The 24,024-nt window shown below is 64.2% G+C and carries 19 protein-coding genes and 1 pseudogene; 6 read left to right on the top strand and 14 right to left on the bottom strand.

Features of this window, described 5'->3' with window-relative positions:
• Positions 1 to 18: 18 nt before the first annotated feature.
• Entirely contained in the window at positions 19 to 591 is a 573-nt protein-coding gene (locus tag V8683_RS20355; protein WP_411193433.1) for a hypothetical protein, read from the bottom strand.
• A gap of 718 nt (positions 592 to 1,309) precedes the next feature.
• Here V8683_RS20355 and V8683_RS20350 point away from each other — a divergent pair.
• Positions 1,310 to 2,170: a hypothetical protein gene (locus V8683_RS20350; protein ID WP_411193434.1), complete on the top strand. Its 861-nt coding sequence runs from the start codon at positions 1,310 to 1,312 to the stop codon at positions 2,168 to 2,170.
• Between the two features lie 23 nt (positions 2,171 to 2,193).
• Here the strand turns inward: V8683_RS20350 and V8683_RS20345 are convergent, their stop codons facing one another.
• From V8683_RS20345 to V8683_RS20325, 5 genes and pseudogenes are all read right to left on the bottom strand, one after another.
• The gene (locus V8683_RS20345) at positions 2,194 to 2,568 is read right to left on the bottom strand and encodes a cupin domain-containing protein (RefSeq protein WP_411193435.1); all 375 of its coding nucleotides are present in this window, start codon (positions 2,566 to 2,568) and stop codon (positions 2,194 to 2,196) included.
• A gap of 64 nt (positions 2,569 to 2,632) precedes the next feature.
• The gene (locus V8683_RS20340) at positions 2,633 to 3,889 is read right to left on the bottom strand and encodes a c-type cytochrome (RefSeq protein ID WP_411193436.1); all 1,257 of its coding nucleotides are present in this window, start codon (positions 3,887 to 3,889) and stop codon (positions 2,633 to 2,635) included.
• Positions 3,886 to 4,506, bottom strand: coding sequence for a (2Fe-2S)-binding protein (locus V8683_RS20335; protein WP_411193437.1), 621 nt, complete (start codon positions 4,504 to 4,506; stop codon positions 3,886 to 3,888). The genes V8683_RS20340 and V8683_RS20335 overlap by 4 nt, the downstream gene beginning before the upstream one ends.
• Positions 4,503 to 7,406, bottom strand: coding sequence for a xanthine dehydrogenase family protein molybdopterin-binding subunit (locus tag V8683_RS20330; RefSeq protein WP_411193438.1), 2,904 nt, complete (start codon positions 7,404 to 7,406; stop codon positions 4,503 to 4,505). Before V8683_RS20330 ends, V8683_RS20335 begins: the two co-directional genes overlap by 4 nt.
• A gap of 221 nt (positions 7,407 to 7,627) precedes the next feature.
• Positions 7,628 to 8,107 (bottom strand): annotated as a pseudogene (locus V8683_RS20325) (amino acid transporter); the annotation flags it as partial.
• Between the two features lie 266 nt (positions 8,108 to 8,373).
• On the opposite strand from V8683_RS20325, the gene V8683_RS20320 reads away from it, so the two are divergent.
• From V8683_RS20320 to V8683_RS20305, 4 genes are all read left to right on the top strand, one after another.
• Positions 8,374 to 9,303, top strand: a complete 930-nt coding sequence (locus tag V8683_RS20320) for a dipeptidase (protein ID WP_411193439.1) — start codon at positions 8,374 to 8,376, stop codon at positions 9,301 to 9,303.
• A 228-nt stretch (positions 9,304 to 9,531) separates the two neighbouring features.
• On the top strand, positions 9,532 to 9,882 hold the full coding sequence (locus tag V8683_RS20315; RefSeq protein ID WP_411193440.1) for a hypothetical protein: 351 nt from the start codon (positions 9,532 to 9,534) through the stop codon (positions 9,880 to 9,882).
• A gap of 200 nt (positions 9,883 to 10,082) precedes the next feature.
• Entirely contained in the window at positions 10,083 to 11,348 is a 1,266-nt protein-coding gene (gene hpnI, locus V8683_RS20310; RefSeq protein WP_411193441.1) for a bacteriohopanetetrol glucosamine biosynthesis glycosyltransferase HpnI, read from the top strand.
• 50 nt (positions 11,349 to 11,398) lie between these two features.
• Positions 11,399 to 12,394 carry a lysylphosphatidylglycerol synthase domain-containing protein gene (locus V8683_RS20305; RefSeq protein ID WP_411193442.1) on the top strand — a complete coding sequence of 332 codons (996 nt, stop codon included), beginning with the start codon at positions 11,399 to 11,401 and terminating at the stop codon, positions 12,392 to 12,394.
• A 31-nt stretch (positions 12,395 to 12,425) separates the two neighbouring features.
• On the opposite strand, the gene V8683_RS20300 is transcribed toward V8683_RS20305, so the two are convergent.
• Complete coding sequence (locus V8683_RS20300) at positions 12,426 to 13,370, bottom strand: cupin domain-containing protein (protein WP_411193443.1); 945 nt, start codon at positions 13,368 to 13,370, stop codon at positions 12,426 to 12,428.
• Between the two features lie 197 nt (positions 13,371 to 13,567).
• Here V8683_RS20300 and V8683_RS20295 point away from each other — a divergent pair, with 197 nt between their 5' ends.
• Entirely contained in the window at positions 13,568 to 14,503 is a 936-nt protein-coding gene (locus V8683_RS20295; protein WP_411193444.1) for a LysR family transcriptional regulator, read from the top strand.
• A gap of 54 nt (positions 14,504 to 14,557) precedes the next feature.
• On the opposite strand, the gene V8683_RS20290 is transcribed toward V8683_RS20295, so the two are convergent.
• The 7 genes from V8683_RS20290 to V8683_RS20260 all read right to left on the bottom strand — a co-directional run bounded on the left by V8683_RS20290 (position 14,558) and on the right by V8683_RS20260 (position 24,020).
• Positions 14,558 to 15,964, bottom strand: coding sequence for an efflux transporter outer membrane subunit (locus V8683_RS20290; protein ID WP_411193445.1), 1,407 nt, complete (start codon positions 15,962 to 15,964; stop codon positions 14,558 to 14,560).
• A 3-nt stretch (positions 15,965 to 15,967) separates the two neighbouring features.
• Entirely contained in the window at positions 15,968 to 19,147 is a 3,180-nt protein-coding gene (locus V8683_RS20285; RefSeq protein ID WP_411193446.1) for an efflux RND transporter permease subunit, read from the bottom strand.
• A gap of 3 nt (positions 19,148 to 19,150) precedes the next feature.
• A complete protein-coding gene (locus V8683_RS20280; protein ID WP_411193447.1) occupies positions 19,151 to 20,275 on the bottom strand; it encodes an efflux RND transporter periplasmic adaptor subunit in 1,125 nt (374 codons plus the stop codon).
• 252 nt (positions 20,276 to 20,527) lie between these two features.
• Positions 20,528 to 21,103, bottom strand: coding sequence for a lipid-binding SYLF domain-containing protein (locus V8683_RS20275; RefSeq protein ID WP_411193448.1), 576 nt, complete (start codon positions 21,101 to 21,103; stop codon positions 20,528 to 20,530).
• A gap of 313 nt (positions 21,104 to 21,416) precedes the next feature.
• Positions 21,417 to 22,595 (bottom strand): porin, encoded by a 1,179-nt coding sequence (locus tag V8683_RS20270; RefSeq protein ID WP_411193449.1) that lies wholly within the window; start codon positions 22,593 to 22,595, stop codon positions 21,417 to 21,419.
• A 538-nt stretch (positions 22,596 to 23,133) separates the two neighbouring features.
• Positions 23,134 to 23,574, bottom strand: a complete 441-nt coding sequence (locus V8683_RS20265; protein WP_411193588.1) for a lytic transglycosylase domain-containing protein — start codon at positions 23,572 to 23,574, stop codon at positions 23,134 to 23,136.
• A 92-nt stretch (positions 23,575 to 23,666) separates the two neighbouring features.
• Positions 23,667 to 24,020, bottom strand: coding sequence for a hypothetical protein (locus tag V8683_RS20260; RefSeq protein WP_411193450.1), 354 nt, complete (start codon positions 24,018 to 24,020; stop codon positions 23,667 to 23,669).
• Positions 24,021 to 24,024: the final 4 nt, after the last annotated feature.

Genomic DNA, 24,024 nt, shown 5'->3' with positions numbered 1-24,024 from the left:
GAGAGCGCCCGTTTGCCGTCAAAAGCGATACGTGAGAGCGATCTGGGCAACGGGATAGAAACGATAGCGGCTCACCTTCTCGTCGAGTCGCTGCTCTTCGAGCGCGATATCTTCGGGCGAAGCGACCATCTGATAGATCGGCGGCACGTCGTACGACGTGCGCGGCCGCCCGTAAGCCACGCCAAGATCCACCGCGAGCCCGAAACCTCGCACCGGACGCCGGTGGCCATAGCCGATCCCGAGATACGGCAACACGCGCGGGAGCGTCACCGTCGCCTGGGGGGCCGCGCCCACTGCCGGCACGTAGGTATTGCCAATCACGTAGTTGCCGAACGCATCGGGCACGGCATGCCCGGTGAACGCGTCGTCGTCGATCAACGCGCCCGCGCTCAGGCGAAAGTCGTTCGAAACGAACGGAAACAGATCGCCATACACGCCCCCCTGCAGCAGCCTGAGCTGTCCGTCGTAACGGCCGCCGTCCACGGACAGCGAGGTCGAAAAGCCGATCCCTTCGATGTCCGCTCGCAGCCCGACGTACGAATTGAGTTGCCAGGCCACGCCTGCCCCTACGCCGAGCGTGCCTCCAGTCATGTAGGCCTCCTGTGCATGTGCGCCGCCCCCCGCCAGCATCCCGATCCCGAGTGCCATCACTGCGCCACATGCGCGGAGCGCCATCCGCTTTGCCGATACTCCCTCTGCCATCGCATCCCCTTGACGTCATGACATGATTCGCATCGCCCGTTCATTGCCGCATAGCGATTGACGCGTTGCACTGTAGAACGCCGGCGCCCGCGGCCAAACGTCGAAAAAGAAGGCTTTCGCAGTCCAAATCGAACGAGTTCGACAATGCGCGTCAGAATCCGACATGCGTAGGAAACATCTGTCTTGACGCTCGGAAGAAGGCTTTTTTAGGATGCGCAGCAGTTTGATTGCATAACGAGTACGGCACATTTCGCCAAATTCGATACAACACTACGGCGCCGGGCTATGAGCCCCGCCTCCGTGACACGGCCCGCCCACGACCACACCTCCGGGAGCTTTCTCCATGACATTTTCCTCCGCGCTCAACGCAGGTATCGCGCTGGCTACCGCATTCGCCCTGATAAGCGTCGGCGCTTGCGGAGGCGGCGGCAATGGAAATTCAGGAAACCATAATATATCGACTGAGGGTGGCGCTGCAGCATCGGCTCCGGGTGCGGCGAGCGCGCCAGCAGCAAGCACGGCATCGGCCGCGACAGCGGCGAGCACGCCCGCCAGCCCATCGGCAAACAGCTCAGGCAGCACCACGGCAAGCGGCGCCTCAGCCAACGTGCTGAAGCTGTCCACTGCCGTACAAAGCGAGCCGGTCGCTGTCGATGCGGCGGGATCGGGCATGCTCGCAAGCGCCGGCGTCGCCGCGCTATACATGGCGGCCGCGCGCCCATTCCTCGCCGCCACCCTGGCCGGTGGACCCACGACGACAACGAACTGCGCCACGGGCGGCACGTTCGCGACCACCACGAGCAATACGGGCTCTCCCGGCGTTCGCGCAGGCGAGACGGCCACGATTTCGTTCGATCAGTGCAAGGGGGAGCTCGCCGTGCCGGCGCTCTCCGCGGCCAGCGCGGTGTCGGGCAGCGTAAGCTTCGAGGTCGATGCCGTGCAAGGCACCGTTGGCAGCCGTACGGCGAACTGGTCCTATACGGCGACAGAAACGGCCAACGCGCTAGATCTCGCGTCGCCAACCGCAACCACGACGTTCAGCGGCGCCGTCACGTTCGCCGTCAGCTACGACGCGACCACGGGCAATACGACCACGACCGCCACTGCCCCGGCCATCTCGATCGGGCGGACGCAGCAGTCGTCGTCCGGTACGACGCTTGACGGCTCGATATCGGTCAGCGAGCTTTCCTGGACGGCGGACGACGACGCGGCCACCTCGATCACAACGCTTACTTCGGCCGGCGCGGTCAGCGTCGTGCTGAGCGGCGTAACGCTGGCGTTCAACGTGTCCACGCCGGTTGCGCTTACGGTCACGAACAATCAGATCAGCGCTGGCACACTGCAGTTGGCAACGTCCGACACGGCCGAGTCCATCGTCGCGCAGAACGCGTCGACGTTTGTCATCACCGTGACCTCGGGTGGCAGCACCGGCACCTGGACGGTGAGCGCGAGCGCATTGGCCGGTTGACCTGCTGCTGCGCGTGGCGGACGTCAGGCCGGCGCCGCCGCCTTCTCGTACGCGACGTAGATCTTCCGGCAGGCCTCCACCACTTCCCACGTGCCCTTGAAGCCCGAGGGAATGACGAAGCGATCGCCCGCGCGCAGCGTCTTCTCGTTGCCCGCCTCGTCGCGAATCACGGAGACGCCTTCGAGAATCTCGCAGTACTCCATTTCGGTATAGTTCACGCGCCAGTGCCCCGGCGCGCTTGCCCAAATGCCCGTGCTGAACTGCCCGCACGGGCTCGTGTAGCACTGCGTAAGCGTTTGCAGCGGATCGCCCGCAATCCGCTTTTCGGGCGCCACGCGGTACTCGATCCGCTCGCCCATATTCGCGCCGATATCGACGATGTCCGAAATGCCTGCCATTTCCTGCTCTCCTCGTTGTCTGGACTGCCATGGTCGAAACCCGGCAGTATGGCAGTGTTTGGCATCAGCGCAGTGCTTTCAGGTCCTGCGCCGTGACGTTGCCGGGCTGCCCGCCCCACGTCGCGCGCAGATAATTGGCGAGTTGCGCAAGCTCGTCGTCGCTGAGCGTGGACGAGAAAGCCGGCATTGCCTGCATGTTTTCGAGGCCCGAGAACTTCTGCGTATCGATGCCGTCGAGCATCGCCACCAGCAGATTGTGCGGATCCGCCTGACGCAGCGTGGAGTTGCCGTTCATCGCCACCGCGACGTGCGGCTTGCCCTCGCCCACCAGTCCATGGCAGCCCGCACAGACGGCGAGATACACGGAACGCCCCGCCGCGAGCTGGGCCGTGTCGGCCGATGCGCTATCGGCAACCTTCACCGGCTGCGGCGCAGGCGGCGCATCGCCCAGCAGATAGACGGACAGCGCGCGCAGATCGTCCTTCGTGAGGTACTGCGTGCTCAGATGGACCACCGGATACATTTCGCCGAACGCCGAGCCCTGCGGCGCAATGCCCACGCTGAAGAACGTCTGCAGATCGGCGCCGGTCCAGCCGCGCGCCGCGAGGGCGGCCGGCGTGACGGCCGGCGCTTTCACGCGTCCCAGCGCAGCGCCCGCCAGCGGCTTCGCATTCTCAAGTTGTCCGAACACGTTGCGCGGCGTATGGCATTCGGCGCAATGTCCCAGCGCGTTCGCCAGGTAACGGCCACGCTGCCAGTCGGCGGACTGGCCCGTCGACGCATCGGGCAACGTGTCCTCCAGGAACACCATGTCCCACAGCGCCATGCCAAAGCGCAGGCTGTACGGGAATTTGAGGTCGTTCGCCTGGTTGGCCACCGCGACCGGTTTCACCGTCATGAGATACGCGTAGATGGCGTCGGTATCGGTGCGCGTGAGCTGCCGGTACGATGTGTAGGGCATCGAAGGATACAGCCGCTTGCCGCGTGCGCTGCCGTCGTGCAGCGCTGCGTAGAAGTCGTCGGCGCTCCAGTTGCCGATGCCATGGTCCTTGTCGGGTGTGATGTTCGAGCCGTAGAACGTGCCGTACGGCGAGTCGATCTTCACACCGCCCGCGAACGGTGCGCCGTCCTTCGCGGTGTGGCAGGCCGCGCAGTCCGCCGCCTTGACGAGATAGCGGCCGCGCGCGACCTGTTCGGGCGTCGGCGTAAATGCGGCAGCCGTATTCGACGACGACTCATCGCGCCCGCATGCGGCGAGGGTCAGCGCGCAGGCGGCCAGCAGCGCACCGTACGCGAAACGGTTAACGAGCGCGCGCATCATGCCGCGTCCTTCACGAGACCGGGCGTGCTCATCACCACCTCCTTCACCGCCTCGTAGTAGCGCACGTAGCCCGTGCAGCGGCAGATGTGGCTGTCGAGCGCGGCCAGGATCGTGCTTTCCACCTCGGCCTTCGCAATCGGCTGGCGCTTGAGCCGCTCGATCAGCACGGTCGCGGCATTGACGAAGCCCGGCGTGCAGTAGCCGCACTGGAAACTGAAATGCTCAAGGAACTTCTGCTGGATGGGCGAGAGCTCCATCACCTCGCCTGCCTCGTTGCGCTTCGCATGGCCTTCGATCGTGCGGATCGAACGGCCATCGAAGAAATGCGCACCCGTGATGCAAGTGCGAAGCTCCTCGCTCGTGCCATCGGGCTTGTCGAGAATGACGACGCATGCGTGGCAGACGCCCTGGCCGCAACCGAGCCGCGAGCCCGTCAAGCCCGCGTACTCGTGCAGGAAGTCGATCATCATGAGGCCCTCGGGCACCTGCATCGGGCCAACGGCCTTGCCGTTGATCGTCAGCGTCAGCGCTTTGGAGCGGTATTGCACGAGCGGTCGTTCTACCGGCGCGGCGGCATTGACGCTGGCCGCGGATGCAGCGGATTGGGCAAGCGTCATGCGAGCACCTCCAGGATTTTTTGCGGGGTCACCGGCAGGTCGGTGAAGCGATGGCCGATGGCGTGCGCGACGCCGTTCACGACCGCGCCCACCACGGGAATCATCACCACTTCGGCAATGCCCTTGGGCGGATCGGTTTCGGAAAGCGGCGGCAGCACTTCGCCCGTCTGCGTCCATACGGCGACGTCCGATGCGCGCGGCAGTTGATAGCGGTTGAAGTTCCAGGTGCCGTTGCCGGGACCGTCTTCGTAGAGCGGCAGATACTCGTGCAGCGCGTGGCCGATGCCCATCGCAAGCCCGCCCTGCAACTGCCCCGAGACGAGTTGCGGCGACATCGGGTTGCCGCACTCCATGATCGAGTGATGCGTGAGCAGTTCCACCTTGCCGGTCGCCTCGTGCACCGCGAGCTCGACCAGCGTGCCCACCGCGCTGTAGTAAGTCACGGCTGCGTTGTTGCGGCTCATCGGCGGGATGAACACGCGCTTGCGGTCCAGCACGCGATAGCCGTTCGCGGTGGGCGGCAGCGTTGCGGGCGCCATCGCCACGCGTGGGGAAACCGCGGCATTCGCCCTGGCGACCGATGGACCCGAGGCAGCCGTGCCGGTGTCGGCGGCGTTGCCGCTGCCGTAGCGTAGCGAGAGGCCATCGACGGGCAGGCGTTCGATCGTGCCGCCGCCGATATCGAACTCGGCTTCGGCCCATTGCCAGCGGTTGAATACGTGCACGACGGCGCCGGTCGGCAAGCCCATCGCATGGGCCTGCTTCGCGAGCTGTTCGAGCGGCAGCGGTTCGAGCCCGTCCGCGGTGAGCTTGCCGTCCACCCACCGTGCATCCTCGATACGCACGATGAACGGTGCAGCCTGCCCGCCGCCAATGCCCTGCCCCCAGATCGAAAACGCCGCCGGCCACAGGCCATAGCGGAATACCGCGCGCGCGGCCTCGCGCGTGCTGTGCGTGAAGTAGTACGCGGAGTTCGTCGCGCTCGAAGGCGAAGCGATGTTGGGCGTCCAGCGCGGATTCGCGCTCAGGCGATCCTGATCGGCCTGGCCCATGATGTACGGATCGCCGCTCGTCACGACGGGCAGGTCCGGCCAGTCCGTCACGGCCACGCGGATATCGGCGGCCGGCTTGCCGAGCCACTTCGCCACGGCCACGGCCTGCGAGGTGGACATACCGGTGCCGATCTCGGCGCCCGTATGGTGCAGCGTGATGGTGCCGTTCTCGTCGAACTCGACTTTGGCGAGCGATGCCTCGGCGCCCGTGCCGAAGTCCTTCTGCACGCACGCGAAGCCCACGCCATAGCGCTTGCCCGGATTGGCGGCCTCGTATTCGGCCTTGCGCCGGGAACGTTGCACCCACAACGGATGCGCCTGGGCCTGTTCGAGCACGTCCACCGCGCGCACGGCGCCTGCAGGAATGGCGCCCTGGGTATTCTTCATGCCCGTACGCAGCGCATTCTTCAGGCGGAAGTCGATCGGATCCATGCCAAGCTGCGCGGCGATTTCGTCCACCGCCATTTCCGTCGCGGCCATGCTCTGCAGCGTGCCGTAGCCGCGCGCCGAACCTGCGTCGATCGCACGCGAGGCGATCGCCACCGTGGCGAAGTCGTTCTTCGGGAAGTAGTAGATCGACTGCGCCGCTGTCGCGCCCACCATCGCCACCGAAGGCGAGAAGTTGCAGCGGCCGCCGCCGTTCGCCTCGAAGTCGCCCTTGAACGCTTGCATGAGGCCCGTCTTGCGATCGACCGCAATGCGGTAGTGCATCTTGAAGGCGTGGCGCTTGAGCGCGGTCTGAAACTGCTCGTACCGGTCGTTCGCGAAACGCACCGGGCGGCCGTCGCCGTAGAGTGCGGACACGAGCCCGTAGAACGGCACGTTGTAGTGATCCTTGGAACCGTAGCCCACCGTGTAGCAAGGGTGCAGGAAGAGCTGCTTCACCGGGAAGCGGCACTTCGCGACCATGCCCGCGGCAGAGTCCGCCACTTCGAGCGGCGACTGCGTGGGCACCACGAGATGCAGCGACTGCGTTGCCGCGTCGTACCAGCCGTTGGCGTTATCGGGTTCGAGCGCGGATGTGTCGATAGACTGCGTGTTGTACTCGCGGTCGAATACGAGCCAGTCGGCCGGAGGATGATCGAGTTCGCCGGCAATCTGTCCCGCGTAGAACATGCCTTGTTCGTCGAGCTTGCCGTGCTCCTTGCCGTCCGGCCATACCGGCTCGTGCTTGCGCATCATGCTCGGGAAGATCGGCGCGTCCTTGAGGCTCGAATAGACGTCGTCGTCGAACGGCGTGCCGCCGCCCACGCGCACGAAGCGGAACGTGCCCCACGGGTCGCGTTCGAGCGGCCCCGTCGCCGCGCCGTAGCGGATCACGTCGTCGCGGAACTGGAGCGCGCTCTTCGCGAAGCGGAACCGCGCGAAGTCGTGATAGATGAGGATCGCAACGGCATGGCCCAGATAGGCGGGCGTCTTGCCGGCGGGCAGCAGCATGTCGTCGCCGTAGAACGACGGGAACACGAGGCCGTCGCGGGCAAGGTCGTCGGCCGTGACGATGCGGTCCGGCTTCAGGTCTTCGCCGAGCAGCGACAGGTCGAAGCCTTCGTAGAGGCGATCGGCCTGGGTCGCGCGCAGGATCAGCGCGTGCGCCTGCTGCTGGGGCCAGTGGGGCATGTCGGTCGCGCGGATGTCGCGCGCGAAGACTTTCGAGCCCGTGACCTTGGCAATGCCGTCGATACGGAACCTGGGAGCGCCCGTGGCGGCATCCCATTTGACCGGCGTAAGGAGTTTTTCTTCGAAGAGAGCAGCGAATGCGCGGCTGCCGATGGGCGCCACATATACCGCCACGCCCGCCAGCATGCTGGCCTTGAGAAAACCCCGCCGCGACAGGCCGTGGTTTTTCATGAGGGGAACCTCCAGGTACGTGTGTGCCTCACGCAGGCGAACGTGTCGCAGTGTGCGAAGCGGCCCGCATTCTTGCATCGATACGCAGCGGACTCCATGTCGAATGTCGCATGCACAACTTTCCCCGTCGCTTATAAGCGCGATGCGACAGGGGGCTTGAGGCGAGAGACCTCCTGCAGATTTCCCGAGCGGCCGCCCCTACGGTCGCCGCCCCCGCGCGCTCAGCCCACGCTCATCGGCAACAGTACCATCTGCTTGCCCTGCAGATGCAGACGTGTCTGGATTTCAACAGGCGTTTGATTATGCAGCCAGGCCGTGAGGAAATTGACGCGCCGGAAGATCAGCTTGCTCGCGAAGCACACGCTGTTCGGATACTCGTCCATGGTCTTCCCGGCGATCTGCATGAACTCCAGCACCAGATGCGTGCCGAACGCGATACGGTAATCGGCGGCCATGCCGTGACGGCGACAGTGCGCGATGTAGAACTCGAGCGACGACATCATGGTTTGCTTGAGCCGCTCCAGTTGCTCGGCGCCCTCGTAGCTCTGCGCATCGACTTCGCCCACCGCAATGAAGATCACGTTCCTGAAGTGATTGGGGAAGAGCCGGTTCACCCACAGCAGCGCATGCATGCTCGCGCCGCGATGCTTGCCCACCAGCAGGATCGCCGTGGGCTGCGAGGGATCGGGCGGCGCACCTGCAATCAGCCGCCACATCTTGTTCAGGGCAGGCATGGTCTCCTCCGGCAGGGTCGCACTGCAACTGGCTGTTCGGATCGGTCTGCGCGCTTTCGTGCGTTGCGGGCGGGATCCTCCGCGCTTGAAGGACGGCGATTGCAACCGTCAATCTAGACGGCTTCGACAAAACGCGCCAGCAGGCATAGCCCGAAGGACACCTGACAAATTGAAAGATGAAAGGAGATCGTGCCGGTGGGCTCGAATTGCGGGCACAATTCCAACGGCGCGCAATGGTGCGCCACACCGGCCAGCGACGGATTTCCGCCACCTCAAGCGAACGACGCAGATCATGCCGCTTCAGACCTCTCCAGCACCGCTGCATCGTCACCGATACGGTCGTCACGCGCGTTTCGCTCGATCACAAGCGCTTCGAAGCCTGGCGGGACCCGAATCCGGGCGAACTCTATGCCCTGAGCCAGGAGGAATTCGCCCGTGCGAAGCGGCTGGTCGAACGCGAGCAACTGCAGGTCATAACGAGCGCGGCCGTGCTTTCGGCGTCGGTGTCCGGTTCGACCGGGCCGCACGTCATCATCGCCTCCGAGGGCGCCGATTTTCTGGAAGGCCAGATCGATCGCGTGGATGAGGCCTGGACACTGCATCAATTGCGCCACCTGCAACTCACGCACTATCGCGTCAACGAGCTCGGCGACATCCAGACCGAAGCGCCCGTGCACGGCGGCCTCACCGGCTTCGGCGCCGACGTCGTGCGGCGCTGCAACCGGCTCGGCATCGTCGTCGACGTCGCGCACGGCACCTACGACCTCGTGAAACGCGCCGCCGCCGTGACGACGAAGCCGCTCGTGCTGTCCCATACCGCGCTCTCGCTGCACCCGCGCGAACGTAGCCGCCTGATCAGCCCCGATCATGCGCGCGCCGTGGCCGAAACGGGCGGCGTGATCGGCGTATGGCCGAGCGCGGGCTCGTTTCGCGACATCCCCGGCATGGCCGACGGCTTCCGGCGCATGGCCGACATCGTTGGCGTCGAGCATGTCGGCCTCGGCACCGATATGTTTGGCTTCATCTCGCCACCGGTCTTCCGCAGCTACGAGCAATTACCCGAGCTCGGCAACGCACTGCTCGCCGCCGGATTCCAGGCGCCCGAGGTCGACCTCCTGCTGGGCGGCAATTACCGGCGCGTGTTCGCCGCGTCGCTCGCCTGACGCACCTCTCCTCCTGCGCGCCCGCCGCGTACGTCGCATTCGCCTGCTTCAGCATTTCTTAATCTTCGATCGCTACCATGGTCCGGCGATCGTGTTCAACGCTTTCCGTGCTGCCCTCGTCCACGGAATGATTGAAGGCAGAACGCAGGCAAATCGAAAGATAGACCAACGCCACGCAGTCCTGAGCGAATCGCGATTCAGCCGCAGCGCACCGGAGCCGACCTCATCATGAAGCCGACGATCATCGAGCAATGCCGTGCGTATCTGTATCTCGCCGGGCTTGCGGCAATCTTGATCCAGGCTGTCGTTTTCATTGCTATTTTCGTGTTCCGTGTGCCGCAAGAGGTCTTCGCCACGCCGGCATTCCGCATCGGCGTCGTCCTCGCGATCGCGGGCATCACGTGGGGGCTTCGGCATCTCGCCCGCGAGGCGTTTCGCAACGCGCTCGCCAGCCGCCACGCCCACCTCGTCGGCTGGGAGCGCCGCACCGTGGCCCTTTCGGCGCAGTGCCCACGGCGGCGCCTCGTGCTGCTGCACGTCCGGCTGAACCCTCGCACCTTCGATCCGGCGCTACCCTGAGCACCGCCCCGCGTCCGCGGCGTAATGAACCGTGACATAAAAGCCCGTTTAAAGTCACACCGCCGTCAACACTGGCCCCCTATACTGCTGGTTGCGTCACGCGACCGGGGGACACCGCGCATGAACTGGCTGCATTTGCAGGCTTGCTGTTACGGCAATAGAGGATTCGCACGTCGCGCCGCGCGCGCAAACAACACGTAATGGACGTCCCGCGTTCCCTGCGAACCCGAGGGCATGCAGGTGTTGCCGCGCTTGCGTTGCTGTTCGCGGCGTTCGCGCTCGCCGCGGCGGCGCCGCAGACCCTGCTGCATGTCGCGTTTACCCTGTCATCGTTCCTCGCCATCGTCTGCGGGGCAGCCGCCGCGCTAGGCATCATTTACTGCTGTGTCGCGGCCGTGTTCGTGCGCCGCTTCTTCGCGCAGCCCTGCAACGAGCCCACCAGCTACCCCGCCGTCACGATCGTCAAGCCGCTGCACGGCGACGAATGGCATCTCGAGCACAACCTCGCCAGTTTCTTCGAGCAGGACTATCCGGGCCCGGTGCATTACCTGTTCGGCGTTCACGACGCGAACGACGCGGCGCTGCAGACCGTTGAGGCGCTGCGCGCGCGCTATCCGCACGCGCACGTCAGCGTCGTCGCCGATTCGCGGCTCTACGGCCCCAACCGCAAGATCGCCAACCTCGTCAACATGCTGTGCCATGCCGAGCACGACATGCTCTGCTTCGCGGACAGCGACGTGAGCGTCGAACGCGACTATCTGCGCCGTATCGTGGGCGCGCTCCAGCAGCCGGGCGTCGGACTCGTCACCTGCGTCTATCGCGGCCTGTGCGCGCCGGGCTTCTGGCCCCGCGCCGCCGCCGCCTCGACGAACTACCATTTCCTGCCGGGAGTCCTGACGGGGCTCGCCATCGGCCGCGCCCGCCCCTGCTTTGGCCAGACGATTGCGATGACGCGCGCAACGCTCGACGGCATCGGCGGCCTCGCGCAATTCGCCCACCACCTCGCCGAAGACCACGCGGTGGGCGCCGCGGTACGCCGCACCGGCGCGCGCGTAGCCGTGCCGCCGTTCACCGTGCGGCACGCGTCGGTGGAAACCACCTTCGCCGCGCTCTTCACGCACGAGTTGCGCTGGAGCCGCACGATTCGCGCCGCCGACCGCAGCGGCCACCTGGGCTCGGTATTGATGCATCCGTTCGCGCTCGCGCTCGCCGCCGTGGTCGCCTGCGGCGGCGCGCCGGCCGCGTGGGTGCTCGCACTCGCCGCCCTCGCTGCCCGCGCGGGCCTCAAATGGCAGACCGACCGCGCCATCGGCGAACCCTGCCGCGGATTGTGGCTGCTGCCACTATGGGATATCGTGCAGTTCATGATTTACGTCGCCAGCTTCGGCTCGTCGCGCGTGGTCTGGCGCGGCTTCAGCTTCAGTGTCGATGGCGACGGCCGCCTGTCCCCGCTCCACGACGATTGAATGACGACCGGACGGCGTTTGAACGGTACATAAGGGGTGGTGGCTCATCAATGAAACATCTCGGACGCGCGGCGGCCCTCGTCGGCCTCGCTATCGCGATCTGGCTCGTCCTGCACGACCATCCCGCTGCGATCTTCCGCCTGCTGCAGGCTGCCGGGGCGGGACTCTTGCTGGCCGCGGCCGTGCACATCCTGCCGATGCTCGTCAACGCGTGGGACTGGCGCACGCTGATCCGTCCCGCCGAACGCCCCACGCTCGCAGCGATGCTGCGGCTCGTATGGCTGCGCGAATCGATCAATGGCCTGTTGCCCGTGGCGCGCGTGGGCGGCGAAATCGTGTCGTTCCGGCAACTCACGCGCATGGGGGTGCGGCCCGCCACGGCGGCGGCGAGCCTCGTCGGCGACATGCAGCTCACGCTCATCAGCCAGTTGCTCTACGCTCTTGCGGCGGCCGGCTATCTGCTCGAACAGACCTCTTCGGATACCGCGCGCGTCGTCGGCCACCTCGCCTGGGGCATCGCGGCGCTGGCCCCCGTGCTGCTCCTGTTCGCGGTCGTCCAGCACGCGCGCCCCTTTGAGCGCGCCGCCCAGGCGCTCAATCACGTAACGAGCGGCAAAGTCTACGAGCTCGTCGGCAAATCGGCGCGCATCGACCAGGCGATCAAGCTGATCTGGCGGCAACCCGCCGTTGTCGTGCGCTATCTCTTCGTCTGGCAGACACTGCAATGCGCGGGCTTCGCGCTCGAGATATGGGTCGCGCTGCACGTGCTGGGCGCGGACGCCACCTTCGTCGAAGCCTTCGTCATCGAGGCGCTGATCCAGCTCGTCAGCAGTGCTGCCTTTCTCGTGCCCGCCGGCCTCGGCGTGCAGGAAGGAGGCTTCGTGCTGATCGGGGGGCTGCTCGGCTTCGATGCGCCCACCTGTCTCGCGCTGGCCGGCGCCCGGCGCGTTCGCGACCTGCTGTTCTACGTGCCCGGCCTCGTCGCCTGGCAGTTCGCCGAGGCCCGCCCGGGTGTCGCCGCGCGACGCGAACGTCAAGCGCAGTGACAGGCCGCGTCGGCCCGTCGCCGGCCGCCCTTTAATGCGCGAAGCGGATGTCGAGTGCACGCAGATAAGTCTGCAATCCCGCGTCCTGCAGCGGAATCACATGGGCGACCTCGCCTGACTCGTTGAAGTGGGCATGCCAGTAACCGGGCGGCGTGACGAATGCCATCCCCGGTGTCCAGTCCACCCGTTGCGGGTTCACGATATTGCCCTCGGCATCCAGTTCCGTACCCACGAGCGTATAGACGCCCGGCTTGCAATCGGGAATGAAGTCGAGCGCGATCGACTGATGGCGATGCGGCTTCTGCGTGGTACCGGCTGCGATCATGCCGAACATGGCCCACATCGTGTGGGTCACGGTACGCGTCTGCGGAAAGTGCGTATTGCCGAGCAGGATGCTCACGCGGTTGCGCCGCGCAGCACCGGGGGCGCGCGCCACCTCGTCGAGCTCGGCCCGCGCCCGCGCGGCGGGATAAAGTGTCGGCTCGAAGCGCGCACGACCGAAGCCAGCGCCCAGATACGCGAGCAACGGCGCGTCGTTGACGTAATAGAGGCGTGTGGTCGAAGCGGCGGCAATCCGCGCCTCGGCGCCGCCGGGCAGCGCAAAGAAGTCGCCCGTGCCAAACTCGAATACCGTCTCCTTCTGCGTGACGACACCGGAACCTTCCATCACATAGCACACCTGAGAAGTCGCCTCCGGATTCAGGCGCACCGACTCGCCAGCCAGAATACGCACGAAATGCGCGAGCAGCCCCGGACCGGTAGCCGGCCAGGCACAACCAAGCTCTGCCGAAAGATCGAGCGGCACGACACGCGTGGGCCCGCTGTCGTATAGCGCGCTGGAAAACGTGTGGTACGGCACCCGCGAAATCAGCTTCGCGCCAATCGGATTGGCGGACGATGTGTATTCGAAGTACTGAGCGTCGCGCGTGACGGCCTCGTCGTCGAATGCGAGTACGGCGTGCGTGTTCGGATTCATGACAGCATTCCTCGAAGATTGGGGAGTACGCGCCGTGCGATCGTTGCACGGCGTCGCTGGATGCCACTATAGGTTTGAGCCGCGTGGGCCAGAACGGCCCGTCGCCGAAATCAGCTTTGCAGAAATGGGATAACCGGCGCGCAGGGCATTGCACCCGCTCCCGTACAATCGACCGATATTCCCAGGGAGCGTTGCCCATGGACTACTTCTCCGCCGTCCGCGCCTTTCTGTACGCGGCCGAACTTGGCAGCTTCAGTCAGGCTGCGGAGCGAACCGGCGTCAAAACTTCCACCGTCTCGCGCCACATCAGCGAGCTCGAACGCGATCTTGGCATCGCCCTCTTCAACCGCTCCACGCGGGGCCTCGTGCTCACGGAAGGCGGCCGGGTGTTTCGCGAACACGCGCAGGGGGTCGTGCGCAGTCTCGACGAAGCGCGCGAAGCCGCGGCCTCGCTGAACCGCTCGCCGCGCGGGCTCCTGCGCGTAACGATGCCGGGGGCGTTCGGACGGCGCCACATCGTGCGCCACCTGTCCGACTTCATGGACCGCTACCCGAAAATCGATGTCGACTGCGTGATCACCGAAAGCGTGCTCAATGTGATCGATGCCGGCATCGATCTCGCAATCCGCATTGGAGTGCTGCCCGATTCGCAGTTGATGGCGCGCCAGCTCGCACCGCATCGGCGTATCGTCTGCGCGAGCCCCGGCTATGTGACGCAGCATGGCTCGCCGCGCGTACCCGCCGACCTCGCCCATCACACGGCGCTGCGCTTCGCACTCGCGCCCGACGACCGCTGGTTCCTCGTCAACCGCTCGCGAGCGAAAGCAGCGCGGGCGGACCAGGAAGTCATCGTGCAACTTCAAGGCCGCCTGCGTGTGGACGACACCGACGCACTGCTCGAGCTTGCCGTCGCCGGGCGCGGACTTGCTCTGCTGCCCACGTGGGCAACCGGCGCCGCAATCCGCGAAGGCCGCCTGATGCGCGTGCTGCCCGACTGGGAGGCACGGCCCACGCGTGCCGAACCTGCCATCTGGGCGGTCTATCCGCCGAAGAAGACGGTGTCGTCGAAGGTGCGTGCGTTCATCGACTTCTATACCGCGCTGTACCGCCGAGAAGGCTATTGGGAGAGCTAAACAGGCTCTCGCTTTATTTGCCCCTAACCAGCAGGCGTAATCCACCCGCTGGCGTCAGTGCGGTGGCGGTGTCCATCCGTAGCCGAGCGCCTTGTACAGGCTTACCGTCTGTGCGAACACCTGGTCCTGCAGGGTGGATTGCTGGATCTGCGCCGAAAAGAGGCTGCGTTCCGCGTCGAGCACTTCCAGATAGCTTGTGTACCCGCCTTCATAAAGATCGCGGGCCAGCGACGCATATTCCGAAAGCGCGGCCACCTGGCGCGTGGTCGCAGCCAATTGCTCGCGTGTCTGCGCGACGGCCACCAGCGCATTTTCGACGTCGGCAAACGCCTGCTGGATCGTCTGCTCGTAATTGAGCAACGCCTCCTGGTGCACCGCTTCGGCCTCGTGCACCGACCCCGCAATCGCTCCACCCTGGAAGATCGGCTGCGAGATAGCGCCCGCGAACGACCACACCCGAGCCGGCCCCGTCCACAACCCCGTGAGCGCTGTGCTCGCGGCACCGAAGAGACCGGTGAGCGAGATCTGCGGGAAGTATTGCGCGCGTGCCGCGCCGATCGACGCATTCGCCGCAACGAGCGCCTGTTCCGCCTGCAGTACGTCGGGCCGCCGCTCGATCAGCGACGAGGGCAATCCCGCCGGAATCGCCGGAGCGCTCAATTCGGCGATCGGCTTGCCACGCGGAATCGGGCCGGGATTCTGGCCAAGCAGCAGCGAAATCGCGTCTTCCTGCTGCGCGATCTGCTGCTGGATTGCGTAGACGGAGGCCTGCGCCGATTCGTACTCCGAACGCACCTGGCTCAGTTGCACCTTCGAAACGACACCGCCGCCGAAGCGCTCTTCGAACAATTCGAGCGAACCCGCTCGGCTCTTGAGCGTCTCCTGCGCAATGAGCAGTTGATTGTCATAGTCGCGCAGTTGGAGATAAGCCGTGGCGACATTCGCGATCAGCGCGATGCGCGTGGCCTGCTGCGCGGCCTGGGTGCCCAGATAGTCCGCGCGTGCGGCCTCGGTGAGGCGCCGCAAACGGCCGAACAGATCGATCTCCCATGAGACGGAACCTTCGAGCTGCGTCTGGTTGCCGACCACGGGCGCGAAGCCGGGAGCAGGCACACCGCGGCTGCGCGACGCGCCAAAGTTCGCGCCGACCTGCGGGAGCAGCCCGGCACGCGCGATGACATAGCGCCCGTAATACTCCTCGACGCGCGCCGCCGCGATGCCTAGGTCCTTGTTCTGCGCGAGCGCCTTCACGATGAGGTCGTCAAGGACCGGGTCGTTGAACTGCCTCCACCAGTTGAGCGAGTTATCGACGACTTCGGCGTTGGGCGCGGCAAACCGGAACGTGGACGGTGTATCGACCGCCGGGCGCTGGTAGTCGGGTCCCACGGCACACGCTGTGAGACAGACGCAACAGCCGCTCAGGACCAGCGACGCGAGGCCTTTGTCAATGACAAGCTTCATCGCTCAATCCTCCTGCGAAGACGGCGTGGCAGGCCGCGCCGCATCGGACGCGGTACGCGGCTTGCCACGCGACGACAGCGTCTCCAGCCCCCAGAAGAACATGGGGATGAAGAAGAGCGCGATCAGCGTCGCACCGAGCATGCCAAAGATCACCCCCGTGCCGAGCGAGCGGCGGCTTGCCGCCGACGCTCCGCTCGCGATGGCGAGCGGCACGCAACCCAGGATGAACGCAATCGAGGTCATGACGATGGGTCGCAGACGCAGCTTTGCGGCAGCCACTGCCGCCTGGTACGGTGTCATACCTTGTTTTTCCCGCATTTCCACTGCGAACTCGAAGATCAGGATCGCGTTCTTGGCCGCCAGCGCGATCAGCACGGTCAGGCCGATCTGGAAGTACACGTCGTCTTCCATGCCGCGTAGCAGTATCCCCACGAGTGCACCGAAGATCGCAAAGGGCACGGCGAGCAGCACACCGACCGGCAGCGACCACTTCTCGTATTGCGCTGCAAGGATCAGGAACACCATCAGCAATCCGAATGCGAACACGAGCGCCGCCGTCGAGCCAGCCGTCTTCTCTTCGTAGGCCTGACCGCTCCATCCGTAGCTGTAGCCTTCGCCCAGCGTCTCACGCGCGATTTCCTCCATCGCCGCGATCGCCTCACCCGAGCTGTGGCCCGGTGCCGCATCGCCCGTGATCTGCGCCGCGGGGAAGTCATTGAAGCGGCTGACGATGTCCGCGCCCGGCACGAAGTGGAACGTCGCGACGGCCTTGATCGGCACCATCTGGCCGGTGGTATTGCGCACGTAGAGCTGCTGGATGTCATCGGGCTGCGTACGGTATTGCGGCTCCGCCTGCACGATCACCTGGAAGAGACGGCTGTCCTTCGGAAACTGGCTCACGTATGACGAACCGAACATCGTTTGCAATGCGGAATAGACTTCCTCCACGGGTACACCCAGCGATCTCGCCCGTTCACGGTCGACGTCCACGCGCAATTGACGCGATCGCATGTTGATCGTCGAATTCACACCGGCGAGGGCGGGATTCTGGCGCGCCTTGGCCACGAACTCGTAGACCTTCTGCTCGAGCTGCTGGAGAGAACCACTACCCGTGCTCTGCAGCCAGAACTGGAAGCCCCCCGTCGTGCCGAGGCCAGGAATGGACGGGGGATTGACCGGCACGACCACGCCATCCTTGAAACCCGAGAACAGCTTGCGTCCAGCGCGGATCAAGTCCGGTGCCGTGCCGTTTTCACCGCGCTCCTTGAAGTCCTTGAGCGCGATGAAGAGCGTGCCCGCGTTCGACTTGTACTGCGAATCGATCAGGCTGTAGCCGGTTGCCGAGGCGACGGATTTCACCGCGGACTGCCTGGCGAACCAGTCCTCGGCCTTCTTCGACAGGTCGCCCGTGCGATCGAGGCTCGCGGCGTCCGGCAGCACGACGGCACCGAACAAATAGCCCTGGTCTTCCACCGGCACGAACGACGTGGGAATGTGCCTGAAGAGTCCACCGGTGGCGAGCACCATCACCAGGATCAGGCCGATGGAGAGCGCCACACGCCGGATCGCGCTCTGCACGCCCCTGCCGTAGCCCGCGGTGAGCCCTTCAAACTTTTCGTTGAACCAGGTGAAGAACCGGTTCTTCTTGTGCTCGCCCGGTTTGAGCAGAATCGCGGCGAGCGCCGGCGACAGCGTGAGCGCGCAGATACCCGAAAGCACCACCGAAACTGCAATCGTCACGGCGAACTGCTTGTAGAGCTGACCTGTAATGCCCGAAAGGAACGCCACCGGAATGAACACCGCCAGCAGCACGAGCACGATCGCCACCACCGGCCCGCTCACCTCGTCCATTGCGCGCTTGGCAGCTTCCTTCGGCGACAACTTGAACTCCGTCATGTTGCGCTCGACGTTCTCGATCACCACGATCGCGTCGTCCACCACGATGCCGATGGCGAGCACCATGCCGAACAAGGTCAGCATGTTGATCGAAAAGCCAAACGCCATCATGCCGATGAACGCGCCGATGATCGACACGGGTACGGCAAGAATCGACACGAGCGTCGCGCGGAAACTCTGCAGGAAGAGGAACACCACGAGGATCACGAGAATCACCGCATCGCGCAGCGTCTTGACGACCTCGACGATGGACTCGTGCACGAACCCGGTCGTGTCGAGCGCTACTTCGTACTTGAGGCCCGGCGGGAAGCTCTTCTGCAACTGTGCAAGCGTCTCGCGCACCTGTTTGGCCACCTGCAGCGCATTCGCGCCCGGCTGTTGGTAAACCGCGATGAGCGTAGCCGTTTTGCCGTTGTAGCGACCGCGCATCGAATAATCTTTCGCACCTAGCTCGGCGTGGCCGATGTCCTTGATGCGTACCATCGACACATCGTTTGTGCCAGAAGCGGAAGGCGCCGCGGCGCGGACGATGATGTTGTCGAAGTCCGCAGGCTCGGTGAGATGCCCTTGCGTGGTCACAGGGAAGGTCTGCAGAACCGGACCGTCTGTCGGCGACTGCCCGAGCCGCCCCGCCGAGAATTGCTGGTTCTGTTCCTTGATCGCGTTCTGAACGTCGCTCACGGTAATACCTAGCTTCGCCATGCGGTCGGGCTTGAGCCAGATTCGCATTGCATAATCAGCAGAACCGAATATCGATGCCTGATTCGCGCCCGGGATGCGCTTGAGCGCATCGAGCACGTAGACATTCGCGTAGTTCGCCACGTAGGCCTGATCGTAGGTATTATCGGGCGAATAGACGGCAATCACCATCATGAACGCCGACGAGCGCTTCTGCACCGAAACGCCCTGCGAGGTTACCGCTTCGGGCAGCGTGGGCAGCGCGAGATTCACGCGGTTCTGCACGTCCACCTGCGCGAGCGACGGGTCGGTGCCGATCTTGAAGTACACAGTCAACGTCATGTTGCCCGTCGACGAGCTGGACGAATTCATGTACATCATGTTGTCGGCGCCGTTCACCTGCTGCTCGATCGGCGCGGCCACGTTCTGCGCAACGATATCGGCGCTGGCGCCGGGATAACTTGCAGTCACCGTAATCTGCGGCGGCGCAATGTCCGGAAACTGCGCCACCGGCAGATTCACCATGGCAATCAGTCCAGCCACCACGAGGATGATCGAGATCACCGACGCAAAGATCGGCCTGTCGATAAAGAAGTGGGAGAACTTCATCGATCAGCCTCCAACTGCCGGTGCGCCCCGAACCGCGCTTGCCGCGCTCGCAGCAGCAGCGTCCGGGATACTGCCGGGGTTGGCAGCCGGAACCGGCGCCGGCACCAGATGGGGCTTGACGGGTACGCCGGGCATGAGTTTCAGCGTATTGTCGAGAACGACGCGATCGCCCTGATGCAATCCCGACTGGATGACCCAGTCGTTGCCGTTCCAGCCGCCGGTGACGATGGCGCGCTGCTGCGCCTTGTCGTCTTTGTCGACGGTCCAGACAAATTCACCGCGAGGCCCCTGCTGCACCGCTTCCTGTGGCACGGCAATGGCATTCGGGCGCTCCGCCCCCACGAGCTTGATCCGTACGAACTGGCCGGGCCGCAGGGCGCCGTCCGTATTCGGCACGCTTGCCCGGATCAGGTAGGTGCCCGTCTCCGAACTCAGCTCGGCGTCGGTGAAGGCGATATGACCGCGCTGCGGATAGACGCTCCCGTCGGCGAGCACGAAAACGGCTTCGAGCTTGCCGCGCTCCGGCAGCTTGAGCGTGCCGTTCCCGGTCTGGGTACGCAGGTCGAGCATCTCGTTTTCCGAGAGCGAGAAGTTGACCCACATGGGATCGAGCTTCGCGACATAAGTGAGCAGGCTGTTACTGGCATCGAGATACGTGCCCTCCTGCTTCTTCGCAAAGCTAGACAGTCCTGTTACGGGCGCCGTGATGGTCGTGTAGCCGAGGTTCAGCCGTGCGCTCGTCACGTTCGCGCGCGCCTGTTCGACGGCAGCCGCCGCGGCCTGTTGCTGGCCGATCGCATCGTCAAGGTCCTTCTGACTCAGCGCGTTCTTCGCGGCGAGCGGACGCACGCGATTCAGGCTGGCCTGCGCCGTGTCGAGCCGCGCCTTCTGCTGTGCGTATTCGGCCTGCGCGGCATCAAACGCAGCCTGGAACGGCTTCTTGTCCATCAGAAACATCACGTCGCCCTGGTGGACCATCGAGCCCTCCTGATAGACACGCTTTTCCAGAAAGCCACTCACGCGCGCGCGAATCTCGACCTGCTGCGAACTCTCGGTCTGGCCGACGTAATCGAAAGTCACCGGGACCTCGCCCGGCATGACCTCCATGACGTCGACCATGGCAGGCATAAGCCTGCTTTCGGGCGGGGCCTCCTTGTGGCAGCCACCGATGCCAAGGAGCAGGCCTAGCGCAACGCCGGCGACTGCCGGGCCTCTGCGTCGAATCGTCATTTCGTTTCGTATCCGTTGGCAGCGCATGATCTGGTTAGAGTCCATTGCAGTTAGCGAAAGCTGTTGATTACATTAAGCATTACGAAATAAATACCAGAGATGCCAACCCGGAAATCGATGTGAGTCGACGCGTGGAGGCGCGCCCCCGTGTCAGCCGTTGAGCCTGCTGATCTTCTGGCCCTGGATGCCAATGCCGGCCATCAAACCCCGCTGACCGAAAACAACTGCATAAATGTCGGAGCGCAGCGTTGTACTCGACATGTCCTTGCCTATACCTTCATCGAGGATGGCGACAGAGGGCCCGGAGCCAACGGACAGACCCTCCGTGCTGTTCAAATAGCGGAGGACCGTCGGTTTCATCAGAAACATCGCTTCAGAGAAGTTCTGCGCCCCGGCTTGAAGTCCATAGGAAAGCGACGTGACGTTGTAGTAACCGAGAACTGTTCCATTTGGCCGGAAAAGTACCCCATTGCCTCCGGAGGCGCCGACAATCAGCCCGCCCTTCAGCACGGCCGGAAAAACAAGGATGGCTGTCGCGTTCTCGGCAAGCTTCTTCGCTTTGGGCGAAGAAGCATAAAGCGAGTTCAACGATGCTCTTGCCTCCGAAACCAGTTGCCCACGCGAACCAGGCGAGGACGACGAAACACTCGGCACGGCATTCGAGCAAACCGCGAACAGCGACAGCAGCGAAATCAGCAATAGACCGCGCAAACGATCTTTATTCATGTTGAACCTCCAATGGTGATTGGACCCCCTGCATGGCGAGGAAGCGAGGTACGCACTCAGCGCCGGCCCCCGATGGACCCCGTCACCCATCCCGCGCGGGCCGATCATACCGTCGCGGCTCGTTCCTTCGCGCCCCGCGTTCTCCACCCGTCGTTCATTTCATTTTCCATTCCGAACGGGTATTCGCAGGAAGCAGCCCGCTTGCAGCGTCTTGTTGCAAGCGGGCCCGAGCAGCGCGAGTCCCGGATCGCAGACAGCAGGGGGCGGCGGCCTCGCCGCCCCCTGCCCGCGCGGACAACCGCCAGGCAGCCGCTTAGAAGCGGTGGCGAATACCCGTGCTCACGACCGCCTGGCTCTTGCTCGCCGAGGGCAGGTCCGTGCCGTTGATTTGCGTGGAGTTCGTACCGGCTGTGTTCGACGCCCCGATCTGGAAAACGCTTTCCGCGTAAAGGTCGGTGCGCTTCGACAGCGAGTAGTCGGCCTGCAAACCGAACTGGTTCCAGTGCGACGAACGGTTGTTCGTGCTGCTGCTTCCCGGTGTGTTGCGCAGAGCCTGCGTGTAGGTGTAGGCGGCACCCACGTAGAAGGCCGGCGTGAAGTCGTAGCGCGCGTTGACTTCGAGGTTGTTGTAACGCACCGACGCGTCAGCGATGTTGTCCTGGAAGCGGCTCTGCGTGAACACCGCGCCGAAGAGCGCGGGACCGAAGGCGTAGCTCGCACCGAGACCCCAGGTACGCTGGTTCTGGATGCCCGGCAGGCTGGCCGAGGTAAACGCCGGCAGGTCCTGGACAGCGCCATTGCCGTTGCCGGAATTCAGGCCCTGAAGTTGCAGGTAGGCCGCGCCCACGCGCAGACCGCCATAGTTGTAGCCCGCACCCACGCTGTAGGCGCGGTTGTCTGCAAACCCGCCCGCATCGTTGGAAAAGCCGTACAGGGCGCTGAACGAGAAGCCGGAGTAGTTGGCGCTTTGGTACTTGACCGAATTGTTGATGCTGAACGTGCTGTTAAGGTTATCGTCGTCACCCGGGTGAGCGAAGTAGGTGCCCCCCCACGAGCCGGTAGCCGACATAGGCGCCACGTAGTCGATCATCGAATCGTACTGGCGACCCAGCGTCAGCGCGCCGTAGTCATTGCTCGAAAAACCGACGAACGCCTGCCGGTTGAAGAGCGAACTCGTCACGGTGCTGCCGTTCATCACATTGAAACCGCTTTCGAGGGTAAAGACGGCCTTCAATCCGCCGCCAAGATCCTCGGCGCCACGCAGGCCCCAGCGGCTCGGCTGAACGTTGCTGCCAGTCAGGCCGATCATGGCCTTGCCGCCCGTCACGTGCCCGTCGGGTTGGATCTGCGAGTTGCCATTGACCTGGTTGCTTACGTAAGTCAGACCTGCGTCAACAAGGCCATACAGTGTCACGCTGCTCTGGGCCTGGGCGCTACCTGCAACCGCGGCGGTGGCGGTGGCGGCAGCAAAAATCAGGGTTTTCTTTTTCATGGTTCGTTCTCGTGCAGAATCTGGCAGCTGAATTTGGATGTACTACAGCGCACGCGGGTTAATCCGATGCCGTTGTAGTGCACTGGATAATCAGATGCTCGCTCTTGCGCGGACGAACTATATCCGGCCCCTTGACGTTAAACCACGCAGCAATCTAAAGCGGATTACGCACCCATTTAACGAGATACGATTTTATGGCAGAGGACATCAAATTTAGGAGTCCATTTACCTGAAAAATGGTTAAATACCCTTAAAAGAGGAGGCGAAATTAGCGACCCAACCGAACTACCATTTTCTTTCACGCGTGCGTGGCGCTGGGACCCGGGGCGGTCATCAAACTAATTACGATCATTGAATATCGTATTACCTACACTGACTACATTCAGCACTGACAGAATTCACAGGCAGCGAACGATAAAATCCTCATTCTCATCAACATTGCCGGTGATATTTTGTAAATTGAGCAACACGCGGCCCGCACCGTTCAGGTGCAGTATGACCAGATTATTTCTGACGTCGCGCAAGACTGCGGTGAGCTTCAGTGCGCTGGCTGCAACAGCCCCCAGGCAACGAGAATCGCCTGAATGCTGCGCGCGTAGGCATCGCGCTCGTGCGGCGATTCCGAGTGGTAGGCGCCGATTGCGCGCCAGGTGTTGCCGTAGCGCACCATTTTCTGCTTGAGCAGCCATGCGGCCACGTAGATGTTCACGCACGGATCGGTCAATGCGCGGCTTGGTATGCCCTGGCGGGCGAGGTCTGAAAAATGGACCGAGTTGATCTGCAACTGCCCCACGTCGATCGAGCCGTTGGCGTTGCGGTTGATAGCCGTCGCATCGCCCTTCGATTCGCGCCACGCCACGGCACGCAGCACGAGTGGATTGACGCCCTGATAGGCGCCGGCCTTCTCGAAGCAATCGTCGGCGGCCGTGGCAGCGCTTGCCGGCGAAGCGCCAAGCACCAACCACGCAGTCCATACCATAGACACGGTGCGCGCGTAGCCTGTCCAACGCCGCGAACGGCGTGTCCTGACGTTATCGGACACCGGCATCGGTCGTCCCTCCGTGGAGCGCGTCATCGCGCCAGAGCGACGTCAAGCTTGCGCTCGACGTCCTGCAAATAGGCGCGCGATTCGTCCGACACCACGAGATGCGGTGAAGGCGCACTGCAATGGCACTCGGGGCGGCGCGACTTCTTCCCGTGCTTCGAGGCGCGATGGGTAGCCGGCGCGGTCTCGTCATCGTCGTCGCTGGTGGGGGGCGGCAGCATGGCGAGCGTCGGCAAGGGTGGATAGACCTTGTCCGTGGCAGCGGGCACGGCAGCAGCGGCAGATTGCGCGGAAGCGGTCGCTGCCGTGCCCGACTGGGCGGCACACACTGTCGACGCGAACGAAACGGCCACCGTGAGGAAAACGAAGGAAAGGCGCATCGCG

The sequence above is a fragment of the Paraburkholderia sp. AV2 genome, assembly GCF_054968425.1.
Note: the sequence above shows the minus strand (reverse complement) of the source record. Positions and strands in the feature narration are given on the sequence as shown.

What these genes read in the sequence shown, in the direction of transcription:
- V8683_RS20355 (WP_411193433.1), bottom strand. Translation starts at nt 591, where the DNA reads ATGACTGGAGGCACGCTCGGCGTAGGGGCAGGCGTGGCCTGGCAACTC.
- V8683_RS20345 (WP_411193435.1), bottom strand. Translation starts at nt 2,568, where the DNA reads ATGGCAGGCATTTCGGACATCGTCGATATCGGCGCGAATATGGGCGAG.
- V8683_RS20340 (WP_411193436.1), bottom strand. Translation starts at nt 3,889, where the DNA reads ATGATGCGCGCGCTCGTTAACCGTTTCGCGTACGGTGCGCTGCTGGCC.
- V8683_RS20335 (WP_411193437.1), bottom strand. Translation starts at nt 4,506, where the DNA reads ATGACGCTTGCCCAATCCGCTGCATCCGCGGCCAGCGTCAATGCCGCC.
- V8683_RS20330 (WP_411193438.1), bottom strand. Translation starts at nt 7,406, where the DNA reads ATGAAAAACCACGGCCTGTCGCGGCGGGGTTTTCTCAAGGCCAGCATG.
- V8683_RS20320 (WP_411193439.1), top strand. Translation starts at nt 8,374, where the DNA reads ATGGTGCGCCACACCGGCCAGCGACGGATTTCCGCCACCTCAAGCGAA.
- V8683_RS20315 (WP_411193440.1), top strand. Translation starts at nt 9,532, where the DNA reads ATGAAGCCGACGATCATCGAGCAATGCCGTGCGTATCTGTATCTCGCC.
- hpnI (WP_411193441.1), top strand. Translation starts at nt 10,083, where the DNA reads ATGGACGTCCCGCGTTCCCTGCGAACCCGAGGGCATGCAGGTGTTGCC.
- V8683_RS20305 (WP_411193442.1), top strand. Translation starts at nt 11,399, where the DNA reads ATGAAACATCTCGGACGCGCGGCGGCCCTCGTCGGCCTCGCTATCGCG.
- V8683_RS20300 (WP_411193443.1), bottom strand. Translation starts at nt 13,370, where the DNA reads ATGAATCCGAACACGCACGCCGTACTCGCATTCGACGACGAGGCCGTC.
- V8683_RS20295 (WP_411193444.1), top strand. Translation starts at nt 13,568, where the DNA reads ATGGACTACTTCTCCGCCGTCCGCGCCTTTCTGTACGCGGCCGAACTT.
- V8683_RS20290 (WP_411193445.1), bottom strand. Translation starts at nt 15,964, where the DNA reads ATGAAGCTTGTCATTGACAAAGGCCTCGCGTCGCTGGTCCTGAGCGGC.
- V8683_RS20285 (WP_411193446.1), bottom strand. Translation starts at nt 19,147, where the DNA reads ATGAAGTTCTCCCACTTCTTTATCGACAGGCCGATCTTTGCGTCGGTG.
- V8683_RS20280 (WP_411193447.1), bottom strand. Translation starts at nt 20,275, where the DNA reads ATGCCTGCCATGGTCGACGTCATGGAGGTCATGCCGGGCGAGGTCCCG.
- V8683_RS20275 (WP_411193448.1), bottom strand. Translation starts at nt 21,103, where the DNA reads ATGAATAAAGATCGTTTGCGCGGTCTATTGCTGATTTCGCTGCTGTCG.
- V8683_RS20270 (WP_411193449.1), bottom strand. Translation starts at nt 22,595, where the DNA reads ATGAAAAAGAAAACCCTGATTTTTGCTGCCGCCACCGCCACCGCCGCG.
- V8683_RS20265 (WP_411193588.1), bottom strand. Translation starts at nt 23,574, where the DNA reads ATGGTATGGACTGCGTGGTTGGTGCTTGGCGCTTCGCCGGCAAGCGCT.
- V8683_RS20260 (WP_411193450.1), bottom strand. Translation starts at nt 24,020, where the DNA reads ATGCGCCTTTCCTTCGTTTTCCTCACGGTGGCCGTTTCGTTCGCGTCG.